The sequence below is a fragment of the Pelagibius sp. 7325 genome, from assembly GCF_037652055.1.
GTDB lineage: Bacteria > Pseudomonadota > Alphaproteobacteria > Kiloniellales > Kiloniellaceae > Pelagibius.
In genome coordinates this window covers 379,331-400,566 of record NZ_JBBKAH010000001.1, presented here as the reverse complement: position 1 = coordinate 400,566, position 21,236 = coordinate 379,331, and the positions used below count along the sequence as shown (strand labels likewise).

Here is a 21,236-nt window from a genome sequence, read left to right as displayed (position 1 = left end):
CGGGCTAAATCCCGCGGCGCTTCAATCGACGGCACGGATACCAGTTCTCCTATGAAAGCTATCCAGGCTCATCCACAGCAGGGGCTCGACGGCCTGACTCTGGTGGACCTCCCCGACCCCGGCGAACCCGGACCGACCGCTATCCGTGTGCGTGTGCATGCCACCTCCCTGAACTTCCACGATCTGGGTGTGGTGACGGGACGGCTGCCGTGCGCAGATGGCCGCATCCCCATGGCGGATGGCGCCGGGGTGGTGGAGGCCGTCGGTTCCAAGGTCACGGAGTTCAAGCCCGGCGACCATGTCGTATCCACCTTCTTTCCGACCTGGCTGGACGGCGAGGCCACCCTCGCCGACTTCGCCACCACGCCGGGCGACGGGATCGACGGCTACGCCCGGGAAGTCGTGGTGGCGCCAGCCACCTCATTCACGCTCGCACCGGCCGGCTGGAGCCACGCCGAGGCAGCGACCCTGAGCACGGCAGGTGTGACTGCCTGGCGGGCCCTGGTGGTCGACGGCGGCCTCAAGGCCGGCGACAGCGTGCTGGTTCTCGGCACGGGCGGCGTGTCGATCTTCGCGCTACAGATCGCGCAGGCCATGGGAGCCACGGTGATCGCGACTTCCTCCTCCGACGAGAAGCTGGAGCGGCTTCGCACGATGGGCGCCGCGCACGTCATCAACTATCGCCAGGACGAGAACTGGGGCGACCGGGTGCGGGGCCTGACGGGCGGAACGGGTGTAGACCATGTCGTGGAGGTAGGCGGCCCAGGAACACTAGCGCAATCGATCAAGGCCGCGCGTGTCGGCGGCCACATCTCTTTGATCGGCGTGCTGACCGGCAGCGCAGGCGACGTGCCGACAGCCATGCTCATGGCGCGGCAGCAACGGCTCCAGGGCCTGATCGTGGGCAGTCGCCGACACCAACTGGACCTGATCCGCGGAATCGACGCCGTTCACAGCCACCCGGTGATCGACCGCTCCTTTCCGCTGCCCGAAATCGCGGACGCCTTCCGAATCCAGGAATCTGGCGGCCATTTCGGCAAAATCGTCGTCGAATTCTAGCCCCCCCTACTTATCAGGAAGTGATCATCATGAAGGTTCTCATCGTTTACGCGCACCCCGAACCCACTTCGCTGACACGGCAGTTGGTCAACGTGACCGCTGAGACGTTGTCGGCAGCCGGACATACCGTGATGCATTCGGACCTCTACGGCATGAGGTGGAAGGCGGTGTACGACGCCGATGACTTCCCGGTGCGTGAGAACCCCGAACGCCTGTCTTTCATCGCGGAGGGTGGCCACGCTTACGCAAGCGGGCATCAGGTGTCCGACGTGGTGGTCGAGCAGCAGAAGCTGCTCGCCGCCGATGCCGTGATCCTGCAGTTCCCGATGTGGTGGTACTCGGTGCCGGCCATTTTGAAAAGCTGGATAGAGCGGGTCTACGTGTGGGGTTTTGGCTTCGGCTATAAGGATGGTACCAACAATTACCGTTTCGGCGACGGCATCCTCAAGGGGAAGCGAGCGCTGGTCAACGTGCAGACAGGCGGCTCGGCGGCCGATTATGGCCCGCGAGGTATCAACGGCCCGATCGAGCAACTGCTGTTCCCGCTGACTCACGGCACGCTGTTCTACGCCGGCATGGACGTGCTCCCGACGCACGCGGTCCATAGCACGATGCGCGTTTCCACGGCGGAAGACGTAGAGGCGATCAAGGAAGCATGGCGTGTGCGTCTCGCCGGGCTTTTCACCGACGCGCCGGTTCCGTTCCGGTCGCAGAACGGCGGCGACTTCCCTGATCACCACACCATGGCCGCCCACGTTGCGCCGGGTCAAACCGGCCTCGCCGCGCACTTTGCCGATGCGGGCGACGCATAAAGAGTCGGGCGACGCATAAAGAGTAGCGCCGATGCCGATCGATCATGGCCGCCCGCGGCGGCGGCCACATCTCTCTCATCCACGCGCCACACAAAAGCTCCGCCGCATCATCGACGCGGGCGTTGGATACGGGCCGGCGCATGAGGGGATCAGGGCTTCCGAGGTTAGCAGGACTCGGGGAACTGATTGGGCGAGGGCTTATTGCCTGCGCCCCCACCCGCCCCGGCAGGGACAGTCGGCGACGAGACGAAGAACAGCAAGGAACTAAGTACCATGATGAATGCGATAGATTGGCCGCAAGGTTATCTGCCCGGCACCACTGATAATTTCGTTTCTAACGAAGCGATCGTCGCCGGGTTGACCGCCACCGAGATCTGGCCGTTCCTCGCCGAGCCGACGCGCTGGCCGAGCTACTATGCCAACAGCGCCAACGTGCGCTTCTATAACGGCGATGGCCCGTCGCTCGCGCTCGGCCGCCGCTTCTCTTTCGATACGTTCGGCTTCCTGATCAACGCCGAGGTAGTGGAGTATGTCGCCCCGGCCGGCGACGAGCCCGGCCGGGTTGCCTGGCACGGTTGGGGCGGCGAGGGCGATGGGCGCCTGGACGTTCACCACGCTTGGTTGGTCGAGGATCTGGACGGGGGTCGTGTCCGCATCCTGACGCAGGAGACGCAGAACGGCGCGCCGGCCAAGGACTTGGCGACGACCTGGCCAAATCCCATGCTCAACGGTCATCAGGAATGGCTTGACGGGCTGACGGCCGCAGCTCGCGGCACCTACTCAAATCCCCTAGTCCAGGCTCCGGCAACCCACGCTTAACTGCGCTCGATAAGCATCACCCATCCCATTCAGGAGAACATAATGTCTGACCTAACCAACACTTTCATGCCTCGCTTCGTGCAGTTCATCAACACTGCTGACGAAAAGCTTGGCGAGGAACTCATCGCGCCGGATGCGGAGTTTTTCGTTCCTTTCCAAAGCGAACCGCTCGTAGGGCCGACGGGCTGGCTCAAAGCCGTCGAGGTGATGCGCGGCGGCTTTTCGGACGTCCAGTGGACGCTCGAGGAGTTGGTCGTAGAGGGTGAGAAGGTCGCCGCGAGGTACACGATGCGTGGCACGCACGACGGCACCTTCTTCGGAGTACCGGCGACCGGAAAGCAGATCGCCATCCAAACTATGAACTTTTATGTCATGGCCAACGGGAAGATCGTCGGCGAGCGCGGTCAGCCCGATCTCCTCGGGTTGATGCAGCAGATCGGTGCCGTGCCAGCGGGCAGTTGATCGCAACGGCAGATCCACCGAATGGTAGGTTTCGCGCTCGCCTCGGCTGAAATGTAATTGTCGCATCAGAGGGGCTGGTTGTCGGCGTCGCCGGCAATCAGGTGGGCCGGATCCGCGGCATCGACGCCGTCCAGGGACACCCGGTGATAGACCGCTCATTCCCGCTCGCCGATCCCTTCCAGCTACAGGGGCTGGCGGCCACTTCGGCAAAATCGTCCTCAAGTTCTGATAACGCATCCATCCGGAGCATTGGACCATGAAGGTACTTATCGTTTACGCACACCCCGAACCCACTTCGCTGACACGGCAATTGGTCAACGTGACCGCTGAGACGCTGTCGGCAGCGGGGCACACGGTCATACATTCGGACCTCTATGGCATGAAGTGGAAGGCGGTGTACGACGCCGATGACTTTCCGGTGCGCGACAACCCTGAACGGCTGTCGTTCATCATGGAGTCGGGTCATGCTTACGGAAGCGGGCATCAGACGCCCGACGTGATTGTAGAGCAGCAGAAGCTGCTCGCTGCCGATGCCGTGATCATGCAATTTCCGCTGTGGTGGTACGGCGTGCCCGCGATCCTGAAGGGCTGGATAGAGCGGGTCTATGCCTTCGGCTTTGCCTACGGCTATCAGAACGGATCCAACGAGTTTCGCTTTGGCGACGGTATCCTCAAGGGCAAGCGGGCGCTGGTCAACGTGCAGGCAGGCGGCCCAGCGGCCGACTATGGCCCGCGGGGTATCAACGGGCCGATCGAGCAGCTGCTGTTCCCACTGACCCATGGCGCGCTGTTCTACCCCGGCATGGACGTGCTCCCGACGCACACGGTCTATGGCGCGGGTCACGTTTCCACGGCGGAGCAAGTGGAGGCGATCAAGGCGGCATGGCGTGTGCGTCTCGCGGGGCTGTTCACCGACACCCCGATCCCCTTCCGGTCGCAAAATGGCGGCGACTTCCCCGATCGCCACACCATGGCCGACCATGTTGCGCCGGGCCAAACCGGCCTCGTCGCGCACGTTGCCGATCTGGTCGACGCATAAGAGCAACGCCGATGGCCAAACCGCGTTGGTGAGCTAGCGCAATGCTCGATCTGTCCCTCGATCTACGTTATCTCAAGTGTGCGATTTGCGCGGCTGAGGCTGGGAGTTCCCGATTGTTTTCCCGAAATGGCGCATCGGAGATGGAAAAACGGGACGGTCGCACTTCCCCCAAGCGGGCCGGTTTCGGGAAGCGAAGGTGATCGATTGAACGGCGATGCCTGCGGCGCTCCAGCCTTCCTAAACCCGCGCAAATCCGGTATAAAATCGCTGCTCTCGCGTCGGACGTAAGCCTTCGGAGCAATATGCGCCGGCGGGGCGGGCCATGTCTCCTGCGCCTGAAGTGGGAAAGGATGGCATCGCTTTGACTGCCAAGCCTCGGGAGGTCGGCTTTCAAGTCAATTCAGATAATTAGGAGCTAGGTCGTGCAAGCCCAATGTCCCAACCTGGCACGGAGCCGAAGTCTCATCGATATCACCGTTTCGTCTGCTTTGGAGCAAGTGCAGACGTCTCGGTGCGGTGGACGCCAAGAGGGGGTCTGGGTCCCGCATTGGGCGATGTGATAAAAGTACCTTCACATCTATCGGTGCGTGGTATCGGGTTCCCTGTGGGCTTGCGGGCGGAGTAGAAGCCGCGCCGGCGACCTAGTTGACGAAAGCGACCTTTTCCCAGTACCTTCATGGTATGGATGCTCGTTGCCACATCGCACTGACCACTACGACGACCGCCCACGGCGGGTCGTCCCCTGGTCGCGTGCGCTAGAGAGCAGCCGCTTCTACCAGAAAGGGCCCCGCCGGCGTCGGACGGGGCCTTTCTCTTTTCGTGATTTCGCGCCCCGGCCGTGCCTGCATCCGCAGGAGAGCAAGCATGGACGATCTCGATCATCGCAGCCTGGGAGCCAGGCTCGATCTCTATCACATCCAGGAAGATGCCCCGGGCATGGTGTTCTGGCACCCGCGGGGCTATGCCCTCTACCGGGTGCTGGAGGACTATATCCGCCGCCACATGCGACGCCTCGGCTATGCTGAGGTGAAGACGCCACAGCTCATGCCCCGTACACTGTGGGAGCGCAGCGGCCATTGGGAGAAGTTTGGCGAGGCGATATTCGCGATGGCCGAGGAACGCCCCATGGCTTTAAAGCCGATGTCCTGTCCTTGCCACGTTGCACTATTCAACATGGGCCGGCGTTCTTGGCGGGAACTGCCGCTGCGCTACGCGGAATTCGGTGCATGCCATCGCAACGAGCCCTCGGGGGCATTGCTCGGTCTTCTGCGTACCCGCGGGTTTGAGCAGGACGACGCACATGTATTTTGCCGGGCGGAAGATGTTGCGGGCGAGGTGGAGCGCTTTGCTCAGCTTCTTGCGCTCGTCTACCGTGAGCTCGGATTTTCCGACTACAAAGTGGCGCTCTCCACACGTCCTGTTGAACGAGCAGGGTCCGACGAGCTCTGGGACTGGGCCGAGGCAATGCTCGCCGAGGCAGCGAGCCGCTGCGGGTTGACCTATGGCATCCAGACGGGGGAGGGCGCATTTTACGGGCCGAAGCTGGAATTCGCGCTGCGCGACCGGCAGGGCCGTTCCTGGCAGTGCGGTACGATTCAGCTCGATTGTGTGCTCCCGGATCGCCTCGGCGCCTCTTATGTGGGATCGGACGGATCGCCGGAGGTGCCGCTGATGATCCACCACGCGGTCTTCGGCTCCATGGGCCGGGCTATCGCTCTGCTGCTCGAACACTACGGCGGCGCCCTGCCGTTCTGGCTAGCGCCGGAGCAGGTGGCCGTGGCGCCGATCTCCCATGACGTGGCAGCCTACGCAAGGGAGGTTATGGGCTGCCTCGAGGAGCAGGGCCTGCGGCCTGTGCTTTACGAGGGTCGGGAGACGCTGGCTCGGCGCATCGTTGCTGCTCGTAAGATGCGGGTGCCTCTTGTGGCGGTGTTGGGCCGCAGTGAAGCCGAGGGGCGCAGCGTCAGCTTACGCGAGTTCGATGGCGCCCAATCGAGCATTCCACTGGATCAGATTGGTGAGGTGTTGGCGGCTCGACGACACTAGCTAACACATTGAAAATAAGACGTATTTTTCGTTTTGGTCGAGAGTCTCACTAATTGGGGGTCTTATTGCCGGAGAGTCTCAACAATTGCGACATTTCAGGCTCAACATCTCGGTCACTGATATGCACTAACTCGTTGATTTGCCATCAAGCCGAGTCTCAGGAATTAGGGTGCCCTACACCCTTGGCGATCAATCCCTAGACAGTGCGGCCACCGGATCGAGGCGCGAGGCGTTGCGTGCTGGTAGATAGCCGAAGGCGACGCCGATCAGGGTGGCGCAGACTACGGCGGCGACGATCGAGCTCGTCGAGTAAACCAGGCTGAAGCTGGAACCCAGGGCGCTGAAGGCCACGCCGAAGCCGAGCGCTGTGGCAATGCCGAGGACGCCGCCGATCAGGCAGACCAGCACCGCCTCGATGAGGAACTGCTGCAGGATGTCGCTCTGGCGCGCGCCGACGGCCATACGCACGCCGATCTCACCGACCCTCTCGGAGACCGAGACCAGCATGATGTTCATCACGCCAATGCCGCCGACGATGAGGGAAATCACCGCGATGGCGGCGATCAGCAGCGTCATGGTCTCGGTCGTGCTGGTGATGGTCGCGCGGATATCGTCGGTGTTGAGGATGAAGAAGTCTTTGGTACCGTGGCGCGCCGTCAGCAGGTCGGTGACGGCCTGCTCCGCCACCTCGGTGGCGACGGTATCGCTGACCTTCAAGGTAATGCTGCGCAGCGCCGTGTCGCCCAGGATGCGCGCCTGCACCGTAGTGTAGGGCAGGTAGACGGCGAGGCTGCTGGAAGCGCCGAATCCGCCCTGGCGGATCTGCACCACGCCGACGACGCGGCAGGGCACGCGACCGATCAGCACGACCTCGCCGATCGGGCTTTGGGTGCCGTCGGGAAACAGCGTGTTGCGGGTGTTCTCGTCGATGACGATGTCCTGCGCACGCGCGCGCACGCCCGCGGCGTCGAAAAAGCTGCCCTCGACCAGCCCCAGGCCTTTGACGGTGAAATAGGCCTCGCTGACGCCGTTGACCTGGGCATTTGACTCCGTCGCGCCGTAGCGGATGGTGCTGCTGGTGGTGACCGTCGGTGTGACCGCGGCGGCGTAGTCCTCGCGGGCCAGCGCCGCGGCATCGGCTACCACCAGGGTGGTGATCTTGCCGGAGCGCACATCGCCGAAGTTCCTGCCGGGGAAGATTTCCAGGGTATTGGTGCCAAGCTGGCTGATGTTGGACAGCACCTGCCGGCGCGAACCTTCGCCCAGCGCGACGACGCAGACCACCGAGGCGATGCCGATGATGATGCCGAGCATGGTCAGGAAGGTGCGCAGGCGATGCGCCTGCATGGAGCGCAACGCCATCAGGAAGGCTTCCTGGAAACGGCCCCGGAGCGCCTGCCAGCGGCCGGCGTTCTTGGCTGCGGTTGCGGAGTCGGCCGCGAGTGCGGCGCCATCGGTGGCCGTTGCCACGCCGTCACTGCGCCGATCCGCGACGATCAGGCCATCGCTGATCTCGATGACCCGCTCGGCCCGCGCGGCGACGCTGGCGTCGTGCGTGACGATGATCACCGTTTTTCCGGCGGCGTGCAGTTCGCCCAAGAGGCGCAGCACCTCCTCGCCGGTCTGCTGGTCGAGCGCGCCGGTCGGCTCATCGGCCAGGATGATCTCGGCGCCGTTCATCAGCGCGCGCGCGATGGACACGCGCTGCTGCTGGCCGCCGGAGAGCTTGCCCGGCGGATGCCCGGTGCGCTCGGCCATGCCGAGGCGGTTGAGCAGGTCGGCGGCGCGCCGGCGGCGCAAGTCGGCCGTCTGGCCGGCGTAGATTGCCGGCACCTCGACGTTGCCGAGCGCGGTCAGTTCCGGCAGCAGGTGGTAGTGCTGGAAGATGAAGCCGAAATGCTCACGGCGCAGTTCGGCCAGTTCGTCGGCGTCCAACGCCGCGGTTTCGCGTCCGGAAACGCGGTAGCTGCCGGCACTCGGCCGGTCGAGGCAGCCGAGAATGTTCATCAGCGTCGACTTGCCCGAGCCCGACGGCCCCATGATGGCGACCATCTCGCCGGCCTCGATGGTAAGGTCGAGATCCTTCAGCACCGTGATGGTCCCCTCGCCGGAGGGGAACTCCCGGCGCAGCTTCCGGAGGGTGATGAGGGCGTCACGCATGGTCAGGATCCGCCCTCGCTCAGAAGCCGAAGAGGCCGCGACGGCCGGCACCACCGCCGGCGGCGGCGGCCCTGGCGCCGCCAACGACGACCCGCTCACCCTCCGCCAGTCCGACCTTCACTTCGGCCGTCACCTTGTTGTTCAGGCCAATCTCCACCTCGCGGGACTCGATCTGCCCGTTGCTGCCGAGCACCCGCACGCTGTAGGCGTCGCCGCCGGCCTTGCCGCCCAGCGCGGCTGCCGGAATGGTAAGAACACCGCGCGCTTCTCCGAGGACGATCTGAACCTCGGCGGTCATGTAGGTGCGCAGTTTGCCGTCCGGGTTCGGCACATCGAAGGTGCCGATGTAGTAGATCGCTTCGGTGGATGCCGATGAACTGCTCGACGACGCACTGGAGGAGGTGATGCTGCTATCGCTGGTGATCGACTCCGGTGCCGGTTCGATGCTGCCCAACGACGCTTCGTAGCGGTGATCCGGCTCCCCCAGGATGTTGAAGTAGACGGCCTGGCCCGGCCGCACGTTGACGACGTCGGCCTCGGAGATTTCGGCGCGCACCGTCATGACGTCGATCTGGCCCAGGACGACGATGGTCGGCGCCGACTGGGTGGCATTCACCGTCTGGCCTTCCTGGGTGACGACCGCCAGCACGGTGCCGTCGATCGGCGCGGTGATCTTGGTGTAGCCCAGGTTCACGCCGGCGGTTTCGACGGCGACCTCGGCCTCGACGATCTGCGCGTTCAGCGCGTCGATCTGCGCGCGGGTGGTGTCGGCGGTGGCTTCCGCCGCCTCGAAATCTGCCTGTGACACGGCGTTCTGCGCCAGCATCTTCTTCTGGCGCGCGAGGTCCAGCTCGGCCTGCTTCAGCGTCGCCCGCTTCTCGGCGAGCTGTGCGCGCACGTTGGCAAGGGCCGCCTGCGAGGTGCGCAGATCGTTCTGCCGGGTCTGGGAGTCGATCTCGGCGATTAGGTCGCCTTGCTTCACGACGTCGCCCAGCGCGACCTTCAGGGCGGTGACGCGGCCGGAGACCTGGGCGCCGACGGCAACCAAGCGTGCCGGTTTCAGCAGGCCGGTGGCGAGCACGGTGTTCTGCACGTCGCCGGTCTTCACCACGGCGGTGGTGACGTCGGCGGCCGGATCCTCGGCAGTGGCCGCGGCATAGGCGAACCAGCCGCCGGCAAGGGCAACGGCTGCGACCGCGCTCAGTGCCAGGCGGCGTATCAGTTTGTGCCGTTGTGCCGGCGCCTTGGGGGTGTTGCTCATGGCTGTCTCTGGTTCGGCCTATTGGCTCGGGTATTGGCTTTGCGGGAAGTGCGGGCCGGTGTTCACGTCGACCACCTCCGGCCGCGAGGAGTCGATGGCGCCGTCCCAGCCGCCGCCGAGCGCCTTGTTTAGCGCGATGTAGTCCGTGGTGATGGCGGTCTCGCTCTGGATCAGCGCGTCCTGCGCCGAGTAGAGCGAGCGCTCCGCATCCAGCACGTCCAGGAAGTCGGTGGCGCCGGTCTGGTAGAGCGCGCGCGCCAGGCGTAGCGCTTCACCGAAGGCTGCGGCCGACTCCCTCAAGGCGTCGTAGCGCAGGCGTTCCTGGGTGAGAGAAACGGCGGCGTTTTCGACGTCCTCCAGGGCGGTCAGCACTGCCGCGCGAAAGGCGATGAAGGACTGGTCGCGCTGCGCCTCGGTGACCTCGACGGCGGATTCCAGTTGGCCGGCGTTGAAGATCGGTACGGTGAGCGTCGGGCCGACGAGCCAGCTGATGCTGGTGCCGCCGGCGATGTCGCCAAGGGTTGCTGCGGAGGTCGACAGGCTGCCGCCGAGGCTGATGCTGGGGTAGCGCGCAGCCTCGGCCTGGCCGATCAGTGCCGTCGACTGGGCAAGCTGCCGCTCGGCGAGGCGCACGTCGGGGCGCGCCAGCAGCAGGTCGGCGGGCACGCCGGTGGCGATCGGCAGCGGCGGAGTGGGAATGGGCCGGACGTCGGCCAGGCGTTCCTTCAAGGCCGCCGGCGCCCGCCCGGTCAGCACACCCAGGCGGTGCACCGCTTCGGCGTAGGCCGTCTCCAGCGTCGGGATGGCGGCCTCGGTGCTGCTGGCTTGGCCGGCCGCGTTGGCGACGTCGACGGCCGAGGCGGCGCCGGCCTCGAATTTGATGCGGGTAAGCGTCTCGGTCTCGCGCTGCGCTTCGGCGGTCTGCCGTGCGTAGGCGATGCGCGCCTGGAAGCCCCGCGCCTCGACGTAGTTGGAGGCGATGTCGCCGACCAGCGTCAGGAGGGTGGCGCGCAGTTCTTCCTCGGCGGCGTCCAGGCCGTACTTGGCGGCCTCCACAGCGCGTCGGTTGGCGCCGAAGAGGTCCAGCTCCCAACTCGCGTCGAACCCGGCTTGGTATTGACCTGAGGCGTTGCTGCTGTCCGCGGTGCCGCCCCGGGTCGCCGACGCAGAGCCGTCCAGGGAAGGGTAGCGCGCGCCACCGGCCTGGCGGTAGCTGGCACGGGCCTCACGGATCTGCGCCTTGGCAGTGGCCACGTCGAGGTTGTCCGCCACCGCCTCGCCGAGCAGCTGGGTCAGCAGCGGGTCGTCCAGCCGCTGCCACCATTCCGAAAGCTGGGGTGCTGCCGGTGGCGTTTCCGCGCCGGCGCTGCCCCACTGGGCGGGTACCGCAATCTCCGGCGTCCGGTAGTCCGGGCCGACGGCACAGCCGGCCAGCCCAAGCGCCAGAAAGGCGGCCAGGGCGGAACGGAGCGGACGGATAGGGGCAGGACGGCGGGGCATGGAGGTCGGACTCGATTCTCGCCGCGCGCTGCGGCTTTCACTTGGCGTATGGCTTTGATACGTGCCCCGTTCGGGGGGCATCCCCCTGTTAACCTTGAATCATCTATGAAAAATCGCCGGATGGTGGAAGAGTCGGACCACAGGACTCCGCTTGGCCCGGCTGCCTGCTGCGCTAGAATTGCCGCCATGACTGGACCAAGGCCCTTTCCCTCACGCCTGAAGCGCCTCGCCGTGCTGGCGGCGGCGATCCTGCTGGCGGCCGCCGCAACCCTGGTGGTCTGGCAGGCGGCCTACAACACAGGCATCTCGCGGGCCGAGCGGGCGCTCGACCAGCGCCTGCAGCTGTTCAGCCGGGCGGTGGAGAGCGAGATCGAGAAGTTCCGTTCCCTGGCGCCGGTGCTGGCCCGCGACGCCCGCATTCGCGCGGTGCTGCTGGACGGGCCGGCGGCGGCGGCCAACGCCACGCTCGCGAATGACTATCTGGAGGCCGTGGCGGCCGACACCGGGGCCGACGCCCTCTACGTGATGGACGCCGAGGGCCTCACCGTGGCGGCCAGCAATCACGCCCAGCCGCAGAGCTTCGTCGGCCACAACTACCGCTTCCGGCCCTATTTCCAGGATGCCGTCAGCCGTGGCCAGGGGCGCTTCTATGCCGTCGGCGTGACCACCGGCAAGCCCGGTTACTTCCTCTCCTCCGCGATCCGCCATGGCGGGCAACTGCTGGGCGTGGCGGTCGTGAAGGTCGACATGACGCCTCTGGAGGCGAGCTGGACGGCGGCCAATCCTCTGGTTGCCGTGGCTGATGGCTCCGGCGTCATTTTCCTGGCCGGGCGTGACGACTGGAAGTACCGCGCCCTGGTGCCGCTGGACGGCGAAACGCTCGCGCAGCTCGCTGCGGCGCGCAAGTTCTCCGGCATCGACCTCGCCGCACGCCCGCCGCTGTTCGACGCCAAGTCCGTTGCGCCGGCGTCCAGCGTGATCGCCGGCGACCTGCTGTTCCGGACTGCCGCCATCACGCCTGAAGGCTGGCTACTGCTGGCGGCCAGCGACTCCTCGGCGATCCAGGGCAGCGCCGGTCTCGCCGCCCTGATCACCGCCCTGATCTTCCTGCTTTCGGGTGCTGCCGTCGCGTATTTCCGCCAGCGCCGCCAGCTGGTCCGTGCCAAGCTCGATTCCCACGATGCGCTGGAACGCGCGGTCGCCGAGCGTACCGCCGAGTTGGCGCGCGAGGTGCAGGAGCGCCGCCGCGCCGAGGCCGACCTGCGCGCGGCCCAGGACTCTCTGGTGCAGGCGGCCAGTCTCGCCGCGTTGGGCCGCATGTCGGCGGCCATCGCCCACGAGGTGAGCCAGCCGCTGGCGGCCATCGAGAACACCCTGGCGACGGCGGGCCTCTATGCCGAGCGCGGTGACGCGGCGGAGACCGGCCGAAGCGTGCGCAAGGCGCGCGCACTGACCGAGCGCATCCAGCGCACCGTGCGCCACCTGAAGACCCTTGCCCGCCCGCAGGTCAACGAGACGCGGCCGGTGGCGCTGGCCAAGAGCGTCGAGGCCGCCGTCGAGATCGTGGCCCACCGCGCCAGGCTGCTATCGGCAAAGATCGCCGTCGAGAAGCCGGAATATGCGGTCTTCGTCAGCGCCAACGACATCGGGATCGAGCAGATCGTCCTGAATCTCATCAACAACGCGCTCGACGCGGTGGCCGGCACGCCCGATCCCCAGGTGCGCGTCACCATCGGCAGCGACGGCGCTGCCGGCACCGTGACCGTGGCCGACAACGGGCCGGGCATCGACGACACGGTCATGCGCCGCATCACCGAACCCTTCTTCTCCACCAAGCCGGCGGGCGAGGGCCTCGGACTCGGCCTTTCCATCTGCCGTGCCATCGTCGAGAAATTCGGCGGCGGGCTCAGCGCCGGGCGCGCGCCGGAAGGCGGCGCCGCCTTTACCGTGACCCTGCCGCTTGCTCAAGTGGACCGCCGGCGCGCGGGAGATGCCGCATGAGTGGGAGCGGACGCGGACGGGTGCTGGTGGTCGACGACGACGGCGATCTCCTGGCCTCCACCTGCGAGTGGCTGGGCGCCACAGGCTTTTCTGTCGAAGGGGAAGCGCTGGGCAGCGCGGCGCTGGATCGCCTGAAGGCGGATCCTGCCGCCGTGCCCGACGTACTGGTGACCGACATCCGCATGCCGGGCCTCGACGGTATCGCCGTGTTGGAGGGCGTGCTGAAGCTCGATCCCGATCTGCCGGTCGTGCTGCTGACCGGCCATGGCGACATTGCGCTGGCGGTGAAGGCGATGCGCGCCGGCGCCCACGATTTTCTAGAGAAACCCTACGATGCCGACCACCTGGTGGCGGTGCTCGACCGCGCGGTGGCGCAGCGCCGCCTGGCCGGCGAGATCCGCGAGCTGCGCCTGCGGGTCGCCGGCGGCGATGCACTGGAAAGCCGGCTTATCGGCAATGACCCGGAAATGGCGGAGCTGCGCCGCCGTGTCGCGCACCTGGCCGACATCGACGCCGACGTGCTGATCGTCGGCGAGACCGGCACCGGCAAGGAGGTGGTGGCACGCGCCCTGCACGACTGCGGCAAGCGCGCCGACAGGCCCTTCGTCGCCATCAATTGCGCCGCGATCCCGGAGACCATCTTCGAGAGCGAGGTCTTCGGCCACGAGCGCGGCGCCTTCACCGGCGCGCTCGGCCGGCGGGTCGGCAAGATCGCTCATGCCGACGGCGGCACGGTGTTTCTCGACGAGATCGAATCCATGCCGCAGGCCCTGCAGACCAAGATTCTGCGGGTCCTGCAGGAGCGCCAGGTCGAGCCGCTGGGCGCCAACCGATTGCAGCCGGTCGACGTGCGCTTCATCGCAGCGACAAAGGCGGACCTGAAGCAGCGCGCCGCCGAGGCTGCCTTCCGCAGCGATCTCTACTACCGTCTTTCCACCGTGGAACTGCACCTGAAACCGCTGCGCCGGCGCCGCCAGGACATCCCGCTGCTGTTCGACCACTTCGTGAAGGCTTCGGCGGCGCGCCACGGCGCTCCCCTGCGGCCGATCCGACCCGAGACCCTGGCCGCTCTGCAAGCCGCGGAATGGCAGGGCAACGTGCGCGAATTGAAGGCCGAGGCAGAGCGTTACGTTCTCGGCTATTCCCAGCTTGCCGCGCCGCCGGCCGGCGAGGACGGCAGTTTGCCGGCGCGGCTGGCTGCCTACGAGGCCGAGATCATCCGCCAGGCGCTCGATACTGCGCGCGGCAACGTCGCCGAGGCGGCCGAGGCCCTCGGCATCCCCCGGCGCACCCTGGCGGAAAAGATGGCCCGCCTGGGCCTGAAACGCGATCGCCTGGCGGCGGAGGCCTGAGTCCGATTCTGGCAAGATTTTGCCAAAATCGCCCTCCGGGTTGGCGGAATTTCGCCGAATCCAGGACAAATGCATCGGCTAAATCATTGAAACAGAAATGATCCTTTTGCTGGCACGCTTCCTGCTGTTGGTTAAGCGGAACTTAACGATGGGGTCCTGATCCAAGGATCCCGCGCTCATGCCCAAGGGAGGAAATCATGAAGCGTTTCGCTCAATGCATCGTCGCGGCCGGAGCCCTGGCCGCCGTTTCTTTTGCCCCGGTCGCATCGTCCAACGAAGCCCGGGCCGAACAGTTCGTCAACGTGCTGACCGGCGGCACCTCCGGCGTCTACTATCCGCTGGGCGTCGCCCTTTCCAAGATCTACGGCGACAAGATCGCCGAGGTGCGCACCCAGGTGCAGTCGACCAAGGCCTCGGTCGAGAATCTCAACCTGCTGCAGCAGGGCAAGGGCGAGATCGCCTTTGCGCTGGGCGATTCCGTCAAGCTGGCCTGGGAAGGTAACGCGGACGTCGGTTTCAAGGCCCCGCTCGACAAGCTGCGTATCATCGCTGCCATCTATCCGAACTACATCCAGATCGTCGCCTCCAAGGATTCCGGCGTGAAAAGCCTGGCGGACCTGAAGGGCAAGAGCCTTTCCGTCGGGGCCCCCAAATCCGGTACCGAGCTGAACGCGCGCGCCATCTTCGCCGCAGCCGGCATGAGCTACGACGACCTCGGCAAGACCGAGTATCTGCCCTTCGCCGAGTCGGTCGAGCTGATCAAAAACCGGCAGCTCGACGCCACGCTGCAGTCCGCCGGCCTCGGCGTCGCCTCGATCAAGGATCTTTCGACCTCGGTTGATGTGCAGATGGTCGCGGTTCCGGCCGATGTGGTGGAGAAGCTCGGCGCGCCCTACGTCGCGGCGACCATCCCGGCCGGCACCTACACCGGCCAGGACAGCGACGTGGCGACCGTGGCGGTGGTGAACTTCCTGGTCACCCACTCGGACGTCTCCGATGACCTCGCTTACGAGATGACCAAACAGCTGTTCGACAACCTGGGCGACATGGTCGCTGCTCACAGCGCTGCCAAGGCGATCTCGCTGGAGAAGGCTACCACCGGCCTGCCGGCCCCGCTGCATCCCGGCGCCGAGCGCTTCTACAAGGAAAACGGCCTGATGTAAGCTGAGGCCGCCGGCCTTTCCCCCAAGCGTCCCGCTCGGGGGGAGGCCGGCGGTTACCCCCGCGCGCGCTGCGGGCGGGATGCCTCGTCCACCGCAGAAGTGGGCGGCAGGGAGGAGGTGGAGATGCTGCACGACAGCCCCAAACACGAGATGCCGGCGGACGACCGCGAACTCGGCCTGCAAGACCCCTTGGCCGAGAGCTTTCCGCGCAGCCCTGAAGGCCGCTTCCTGTTTTGGATCGCGGTCGCTTTCTCTGTCTTCCAGATCGCCACCGCTGCGCACCTGATCGACTTTCCCAGCCAAGTGGTGCGGGCCTTCCACCTGGGCTTTCTCACCGTGCTGGTATTTCCGCTGGTCGCCGCGGTGCGTGGTGTTGCATTGCCCTGGCGGACGCTCGCCTGGGCCGCGGCAGCCGCCGGCGTCGCGGTCGCCCTCTATCAGTGGTGGGAGTACAACGCCCTCGTGATTCGCGCCGGCGACCCCCTGCCGCGCGATATCGTCTTCGGGGTGGTGGCCCTCCTCACCGTTTTCGTCGGCACCTGGATCATCATGGGGCCGGCGCTGCCGATCATCTCCGGACTCTTTTTGGCTTACTGCCTGCTGGGCCAGTACCTGCCCTCGCCGCTCAATCACCGCGGTTACGATTTCACGCAGGTCATCGACCACATGACCTATGGAACCGAGGGCATTTACGGCGTCCCGATTTACGTCTCCTCGACTTATATCTTTCTTTTCATCCTGTTCGGCGCCTTCCTGGAGAAGGCGGGGATGATCCGCCTCTTCACCGACATCTCGCTGGGCCTCGTCGGCCACCGGCGCGGCGGTGCCGCCAAGGTCGCGGTGATCTCTTCCGGCATGATGGGGACGATCTCCGGATCGGGCGTTGCCAACGTGGTGACCACCGGCCAGTTCACGATTCCCCTGATGAAGCGCTTCGGCTACCGCGCGGCCTTTGCCGGCGGCGTCGAATCGACCGCCTCCATGGGCGGCCAGATCATGCCGCCGGTGATGGGCGCCGTCGCCTTCATCATGGCCGAGACCCTGGGCGTCGAGTACCACGAGGTCGTAAAGGCGGCCATCATCCCGGCCGTCCTCTACTTCGCCTCGGCGTTCTGGATGGTGCACCTGGAAGCCGGCAAGCGGAACCTCATGGGGTTGCCGAAAGACCAACTCCCGTCCATCCGCAACGCGCTCAGGCAGGGCTGGTACCTGGTGTTCCCGCTCCTCGTGCTGGTCTATCTGCTGTTCACCGGCTACACGCCGCTGTTTGCCGGCACCGTCGGCCTGGCGTTGACGGCCCTTCTCATCCTCGGTGGCTCGGTGGCGCTCGGCCTGCCGGCAGGCATGCTGCGTGTCATCTTCTGGATCGGCCTTGGGTTCGTTTCCGCCGCGTTTTTCCAGTTCGGCATCGCGGTGATCGCGGTCGCCATCGGGGCCCTCGTGCTGTGGAACGTCTTTTCCAAGGGGGGACGAGAGACCCTTGCCGTGTGCCGGGACTCGCTCGCAGAGGGAGCCAAGACGGCGCTGAGCGTCGGCATGGCCTGTGCCATCGTGGGCGTGATCATCGGCACCATGACGCTGACCGGCGCCGCCAACACCTTCGGACAGTTCATCGTCTCGGTCGGCGACACCAGCCTGTTCCTCTCGCTGGTGCTCACGATGCTGACTTGCATCGTGTTGGGCATGGGCATTCCGACCATTCCCAACTACATCATCACCTCCTCGATCGCCGGCCCGGCATTGCTCTCCCTCGGCGTGCCGCTGATCGTCAGCCATATGTTCGTGTTCTACTTCGGCATCCTCGCGGACCTGACGCCGCCGGTGGCGCTGGCCTGCTTCGCCGCCGCGCCCATCGCGCGCGAGAGCGGCCTGAAGATCTCCGGCGAGGCGGTGAAGATTGCCGCCGCCGGCTTCATCATCCCCTTCATGGCCGTCTATACGCCCGCCCTCATGCTGCAGGACGGCGGACCCCTGGCACAGGCCTATGGCTACATCCCGGCGGTGATCTACATCGTCGCCAAGACGGTGCTGGCCATCGGCCTGTGGGGGACGGCGGTGATCGGTTTCCTCGGCGTGCCGCTCACCTGGCCGCAGCGTGTGCTGGCGCTGGCGGCTGCCTTCACCCTCATCGCCGCCCTGCCGATGACCGACGGGATCGGCTTTGCCCTCGCGCTCATCTTCGCCGGCTGGGCCTGGCTCTCCCAGCGCAGCGCGCGCCGGGCGGCCACTGCCGAGTAAAGAATTCTCGTGAGCGGCCTCTGCATCCTCGCGGCGGGCAAGACCCTGGCGTTGGCGGCGACGGCCTTCACGCTCTCCTGGACCCATTCGGTGGAGCAGACGGAGTGGCGTGAAGCCTGGGCGCTGACGGCGCAGGGCCTGGTGCTGACCGAGGCACGGGTCAAGGGCTCCGGTGCCGGCATGGACCCCGGGGAGGGCGCCTATGAGCAGGATGGCTGGTGGATCTGGGTGCCCGAGACGCCGCCGATGCGGGAACTGGTGCTGGCCGCCTCCGGCGCCACGGCGTCGCCGTGGACGCTTTGCACCGACGCCGCCTGCCACGAGTTCGGCGCGGCACCTGGCGATCCGGTGGTGGTGGCGCCCTGCGCGGAGTGACAGCGCTGCAAGCGAAGGCCCCACACCGGCGGGCCGGTGTGGGGCGCTTCGGGTCTTTCCATGTCCAGCGTCGGGGTCAGGCCGGCTTCGGCCACTCGAAGTCGGGGCGCAGCCCCTCGTAGACCGGGCGGCCGTCGTTCGGTTTCGCTTCGCCCGTGGACGGATCGTAGAAGGCATGATAGGTCGCCGGCATGCTCTTGCCGTCGTAGCCCATCAGGTTCGGCACGATCACCCGGATTCGGTGCTGCTTGTCGTCCAGCATGATCGGCGCCCCGCATTCCGCGCAGGTGCACAATTCCAGGGGGCCGTTGGGGTTCTGATCGTTGAACGGCTGGCGCTTGAGGCTCGCCTCGTTGTCGACGCCGACATCGCCATAGCGAAAGAACACGACGTGGGTCGTGTCCTGGCCCGTCACACGCTTGCAGACAGAACAGTGGCATGTGTGGTTGTCGATCGGATCGCCGTCCGTGTGCGTGTGCACATGGGCGCATCCTCCGGATTGCTTGTGGGCCATAGGTCTCCTCCTCGCTTGTTTGTTGCACCGCACCGACCGCATTCAATAAGAAGCCGGCAAGGATCACGGCCTGATCCAAGCGGTGGAACAAGGGAACCATGCTCCCAGCGGTGCCGCCAATTAGCCTTTAGTCCGAAACGGTGCGGCGTGGAGGGCAGGCGTGAGCGCAAAAGTGCGCATCTTCGGAGGCGGCGCGCCTGCGCGGCGCCAATTCTAAGCCTCCAGCTCGAAGATCAGCGTCGCCAATGGCGGCAGGGTGATTTCAATGGAATCCGCCCGTCCGTGGCTGGGGTTGGCGCGGCTGGCGACGCCGCCCAGGTTGCCGCGCCCGCCGCCGCCATAGTCGGCCGCGTCGCTGTTGATGCGCTCGATCCAGTGGCCGGCGGCAGGTACGCCAAGGCGGAAGGCGCTGCGCTCGACCGGCGTGAAGTTGCTGACCACGACCACCGGCGGCGTGCCGTCGCGGCCGCGCCTGACCCAGGCGAAGACCGATTCCGCGGCGGCGCTGGCCTCGATCCACTCGAAGCCCCGGCCTTCGCAGTCCAACTCGTGCAGGCTCGGCGTCGCGCGGTAGAGCCGATTGAGGTCGCGGACGAGTTTTTGTACGCCGGCATGGCGCGCGTCGTCCAGCAGGTGCCAATCGAGGCTCACGTCGTGGTTCCATTCACGGCCTTGCGCGAACTCCTGGCCCATGAATAGCAGCTTCTTGCCGGGATGCCCCCACATGAAGGCGAAGTAGGCGCGCAGGTTGGCGAACTTCTGTTCTTCGCTCCCCGGCATTTTATTCAGCAGCGACCCCTTGCCGTGTACCACCTCGTCATGGCTGAGCGGCAGGATGAAGTTCTCCGAGAAGGCGTAGTGCAGCCCGAAGGTTATCTGGTGATGATGGTAGCGGCGGTGCACCGGCTCGCGGCGCATGTAGTCGAGGGTGTCGTTCATCCACCCCATGTTCCACTTGTACCCGAATCCCAGGCCGCCATCGTGGGTCGGCCGCGAGACAGCGGGAAAGGACGTCGATTCCTCGGCCACCGTCATGATGCCGGGACAGGCGCCGTAGACCACTTCGTTCATGCGCCGCAGGAAGGCGATGGCTTCCAGATTCTCGCGTCCGCCGTGGATGTTGGGCAGCCATTCGCCGGGGCGGCGCGAATAGTCCCGGTACAGCATGGAGGCGACGGCATCGACGCGCAGGCCGTCCAGGTGATGTTCCTGCAGCCAGTAGAGCGCGTTGGCGATCAGGTAGTTCTGCACCTCCCGCCGGCCGTAATTGTAGATCAGGGTGTTCCAGTCCTGATGGAAGCCCTCGCGCGGGTCGGCGTACTCATAGAGGGCGGTGCCGTCGAAGCGGCCGAGGCCGTGCGGATCGGTCGGAAAGTGGCCCGACACCCAGTCGAGGATGATGCCCAGGCCGGCGCCGTGGCAGGCCTCAACGAAGTCGCGGAACTCGCCGGGTGTGCCGTGGCGGATGGTCGGCGCGTAGAGCCCGATGGGCTGGTAGCCCCAGGAGCCATCGAAGGGAAACTCGCTGATAGGCAGCATCTCAATGTGGGTGAAACCCATGTCGGCGACATAGGGCACCAGCTGCTCGGCGAGTTCGCGGTAACTCAGCGGGCGCCGGCCTCCATCTGCTTTGCGCCAGGAACCCAGGTGGACTTCGAAGATAGACATCGGGCGGTCGCGGCGCCCGGCTTCGCCGCGCTTTGCCAGCCAGGCGTCGTCACGCCATTGCCGAGCGCCGAGATCGCGCACGATGGAGGCAGTGGCCGGCGGATGCTCGGCGCCGAAACCTACCGGGTCGGCTTTCAGCGGCTGAATCACGCCGTCGGCGCCGCGAACCTCGTACTTGTAATGGGCGCCTTCGCCTGCGTCCGGCAGGAAAATCTCCCACACGCCGGTCGCGCCGCGCCGGCGCAGAGGGTGGCGCCGTCCGTCCCATTGGTTGAAGTCACCAACCACGGAGACGCGCTGCGCTGAGGGAGCCCAGACGGCGAAGTGCACGCCGGCGACGCCGCCGTGGGTGAGCGGGTGTGCGCCTAGGACCTGCCAGAGACCGAGGTGCGAGCCTTCGCCGATGAAGTGCTCGTCCATCTCGCCCAGCACGGGGGCGAAGCGGTAGGGGTCATGCTCTTCCCAGCGGCCGCCCGCGCGGCCGAAGCGCAGGCGGTAAGTGCCGGGGTCCTTCGCCAGGGTGGCGGCGAAGAGGCCTTCGCCGCCCATCGGCGTCAGCGGCACCGGCTGCTGTTCGCCGTCGGGCAGCAACTCGACCGTTTCGGCGTCGGGCCGGAACACCCGCACCACCCACTGCTGTCCCTCCAGCCGATGCACACCGAGATAGGAAAAGGGGTCGCCGTGGCGGCCCTCGGCCAGCGCGGCGGTCTGGCCGGGATCGACCGGCGGATCGCTGTTTCTGCTGCGCGCGCTGTCGGCCATTCGCT

The 21,236-nt window shown here is 66.2% G+C and carries 16 protein-coding genes; 11 read left to right on the top strand and 5 right to left on the bottom strand.

Going from position 1 to position 21,236, the window contains the following annotated elements:
- The first annotated feature begins 51 nt into the window (after positions 1-51).
- From WDC82_RS01770 to thrS, 6 genes are all read left to right on the top strand, one after another.
- Positions 52-1,059, top strand: coding sequence for an NAD(P)-dependent alcohol dehydrogenase (locus tag WDC82_RS01770; RefSeq protein WP_340115531.1), 1,008 nt, complete (start codon positions 52-54; stop codon positions 1,057-1,059).
- Positions 1,060-1,088: 29 nt separating this feature from the next.
- On the top strand, positions 1,089-1,871 hold the full coding sequence (locus WDC82_RS01765) for an NAD(P)H-dependent oxidoreductase (RefSeq protein ID WP_340115530.1): 783 nt from the start codon (positions 1,089-1,091) through the stop codon (positions 1,869-1,871).
- A 273-nt stretch (positions 1,872-2,144) separates the two neighbouring features.
- Positions 2,145-2,690: an SRPBCC domain-containing protein gene (locus WDC82_RS01760; RefSeq protein WP_340115529.1), complete on the top strand. Its 546-nt coding sequence runs from the start codon at positions 2,145-2,147 to the stop codon at positions 2,688-2,690.
- A gap of 42 nt (positions 2,691-2,732) precedes the next feature.
- Positions 2,733-3,152 carry an ester cyclase gene (locus WDC82_RS01755; protein WP_340115528.1) on the top strand — a complete coding sequence of 140 codons (420 nt, stop codon included), beginning with the start codon at positions 2,733-2,735 and terminating at the stop codon, positions 3,150-3,152.
- Between the two features lie 256 nt (positions 3,153-3,408).
- Positions 3,409-4,191, top strand: a complete 783-nt coding sequence (locus WDC82_RS01750; protein ID WP_340115527.1) for an NAD(P)H-dependent oxidoreductase — start codon at positions 3,409-3,411, stop codon at positions 4,189-4,191.
- Between the two features lie 864 nt (positions 4,192-5,055).
- On the top strand, positions 5,056-6,237 hold the full coding sequence (gene thrS, locus WDC82_RS01745; protein ID WP_340115526.1) for a threonine--tRNA ligase: 1,182 nt from the start codon (positions 5,056-5,058) through the stop codon (positions 6,235-6,237).
- A gap of 189 nt (positions 6,238-6,426) precedes the next feature.
- On the opposite strand, the gene WDC82_RS01740 is transcribed toward thrS, so the two are convergent.
- From WDC82_RS01740 to WDC82_RS01730, 3 genes are read right to left on the bottom strand one after another with little or no spacing between them, the layout of a single operon-like run.
- A complete protein-coding gene (locus tag WDC82_RS01740; RefSeq protein ID WP_340115525.1) occupies positions 6,427-8,397 on the bottom strand; it encodes a MacB family efflux pump subunit in 1,971 nt (656 codons plus the stop codon).
- 19 nt (positions 8,398-8,416) lie between these two features.
- The gene (locus WDC82_RS01735; protein ID WP_340115524.1) at positions 8,417-9,658 is read right to left on the bottom strand and encodes an efflux RND transporter periplasmic adaptor subunit; all 1,242 of its coding nucleotides are present in this window, start codon (positions 9,656-9,658) and stop codon (positions 8,417-8,419) included.
- Between the two features lie 18 nt (positions 9,659-9,676).
- Positions 9,677-11,158 carry an efflux transporter outer membrane subunit gene (locus WDC82_RS01730; protein ID WP_340115523.1) on the bottom strand — a complete coding sequence of 494 codons (1,482 nt, stop codon included), beginning with the start codon at positions 11,156-11,158 and terminating at the stop codon, positions 9,677-9,679.
- Between the two features lie 186 nt (positions 11,159-11,344).
- Between WDC82_RS01730 and WDC82_RS01725 the strand changes: the two genes are divergently transcribed.
- The 5 genes from WDC82_RS01725 to WDC82_RS01705 all read left to right on the top strand — a co-directional run bounded on the left by WDC82_RS01725 (position 11,345) and on the right by WDC82_RS01705 (position 18,287).
- A complete protein-coding gene (locus WDC82_RS01725) occupies positions 11,345-13,159 on the top strand; it encodes an ATP-binding protein (protein ID WP_340115522.1) in 1,815 nt (604 codons plus the stop codon).
- Positions 13,156-14,511, top strand: coding sequence for a sigma-54 dependent transcriptional regulator (locus WDC82_RS01720; protein ID WP_340115521.1), 1,356 nt, complete (start codon positions 13,156-13,158; stop codon positions 14,509-14,511). The genes WDC82_RS01725 and WDC82_RS01720 overlap by 4 nt, the downstream gene beginning before the upstream one ends.
- Before the next feature lie 197 nt (positions 14,512-14,708).
- Positions 14,709-15,674 (top strand): TAXI family TRAP transporter solute-binding subunit, encoded by a 966-nt coding sequence (locus WDC82_RS01715; protein ID WP_340115520.1) that lies wholly within the window; start codon positions 14,709-14,711, stop codon positions 15,672-15,674.
- A 123-nt stretch (positions 15,675-15,797) separates the two neighbouring features.
- Positions 15,798-17,912: a TRAP transporter permease gene (locus WDC82_RS01710; RefSeq protein ID WP_340115519.1), complete on the top strand. Its 2,115-nt coding sequence runs from the start codon at positions 15,798-15,800 to the stop codon at positions 17,910-17,912.
- Positions 17,913-17,921: 9 nt separating this feature from the next.
- Positions 17,922-18,287 carry a DUF1850 domain-containing protein gene (locus WDC82_RS01705; protein ID WP_340115518.1) on the top strand — a complete coding sequence of 122 codons (366 nt, stop codon included), beginning with the start codon at positions 17,922-17,924 and terminating at the stop codon, positions 18,285-18,287.
- A 76-nt stretch (positions 18,288-18,363) separates the two neighbouring features.
- On the opposite strand, the gene WDC82_RS01700 is transcribed toward WDC82_RS01705, so the two are convergent.
- The gene (locus WDC82_RS01700) at positions 18,364-18,768 is read right to left on the bottom strand and encodes a GFA family protein (RefSeq protein WP_340115517.1); all 405 of its coding nucleotides are present in this window, start codon (positions 18,766-18,768) and stop codon (positions 18,364-18,366) included.
- Between the two features lie 246 nt (positions 18,769-19,014).
- Positions 19,015-21,231 (bottom strand): 1,4-alpha-glucan branching protein GlgB, encoded by a 2,217-nt coding sequence (glgB, locus tag WDC82_RS01695; RefSeq protein WP_340115516.1) that lies wholly within the window; start codon positions 21,229-21,231, stop codon positions 19,015-19,017.
- Between the last annotated feature and the right edge of the window lie 5 nt (positions 21,232-21,236).

Bases quoted from the DNA above. Each gene is read 5' to 3' on its own strand.
- WDC82_RS01730 (WP_340115523.1), bottom strand. From the start codon at position 11,158: ATGCCCCGCCGTCCTGCCCCTATCCGTCCGCTCCGTTCCGCCCTGGCC.
- WDC82_RS01735 (WP_340115524.1), bottom strand. From the start codon at position 9,658: ATGAGCAACACCCCCAAGGCGCCGGCACAACGGCACAAACTGATACGC.
- thrS (WP_340115526.1), top strand. From the start codon at position 5,056: ATGGACGATCTCGATCATCGCAGCCTGGGAGCCAGGCTCGATCTCTAT.
- WDC82_RS01770 (WP_340115531.1), top strand. From the start codon at position 52: ATGAAAGCTATCCAGGCTCATCCACAGCAGGGGCTCGACGGCCTGACT.
- glgB (WP_340115516.1), bottom strand. From the start codon at position 21,231: ATGGCCGACAGCGCGCGCAGCAGAAACAGCGATCCGCCGGTCGATCCC.
- WDC82_RS01760 (WP_340115529.1), top strand. From the start codon at position 2,145: ATGATGAATGCGATAGATTGGCCGCAAGGTTATCTGCCCGGCACCACT.
- WDC82_RS01715 (WP_340115520.1), top strand. From the start codon at position 14,709: ATGAAGCGTTTCGCTCAATGCATCGTCGCGGCCGGAGCCCTGGCCGCC.
- WDC82_RS01755 (WP_340115528.1), top strand. From the start codon at position 2,733: ATGTCTGACCTAACCAACACTTTCATGCCTCGCTTCGTGCAGTTCATC.
- WDC82_RS01720 (WP_340115521.1), top strand. From the start codon at position 13,156: ATGAGTGGGAGCGGACGCGGACGGGTGCTGGTGGTCGACGACGACGGC.
- WDC82_RS01750 (WP_340115527.1), top strand. From the start codon at position 3,409: ATGAAGGTACTTATCGTTTACGCACACCCCGAACCCACTTCGCTGACA.
- WDC82_RS01740 (WP_340115525.1), bottom strand. From the start codon at position 8,397: ATGCGTGACGCCCTCATCACCCTCCGGAAGCTGCGCCGGGAGTTCCCC.
- WDC82_RS01765 (WP_340115530.1), top strand. From the start codon at position 1,089: ATGAAGGTTCTCATCGTTTACGCGCACCCCGAACCCACTTCGCTGACA.
- WDC82_RS01725 (WP_340115522.1), top strand. From the start codon at position 11,345: ATGACTGGACCAAGGCCCTTTCCCTCACGCCTGAAGCGCCTCGCCGTG.
- WDC82_RS01710 (WP_340115519.1), top strand. From the start codon at position 15,798: ATGCTGCACGACAGCCCCAAACACGAGATGCCGGCGGACGACCGCGAA.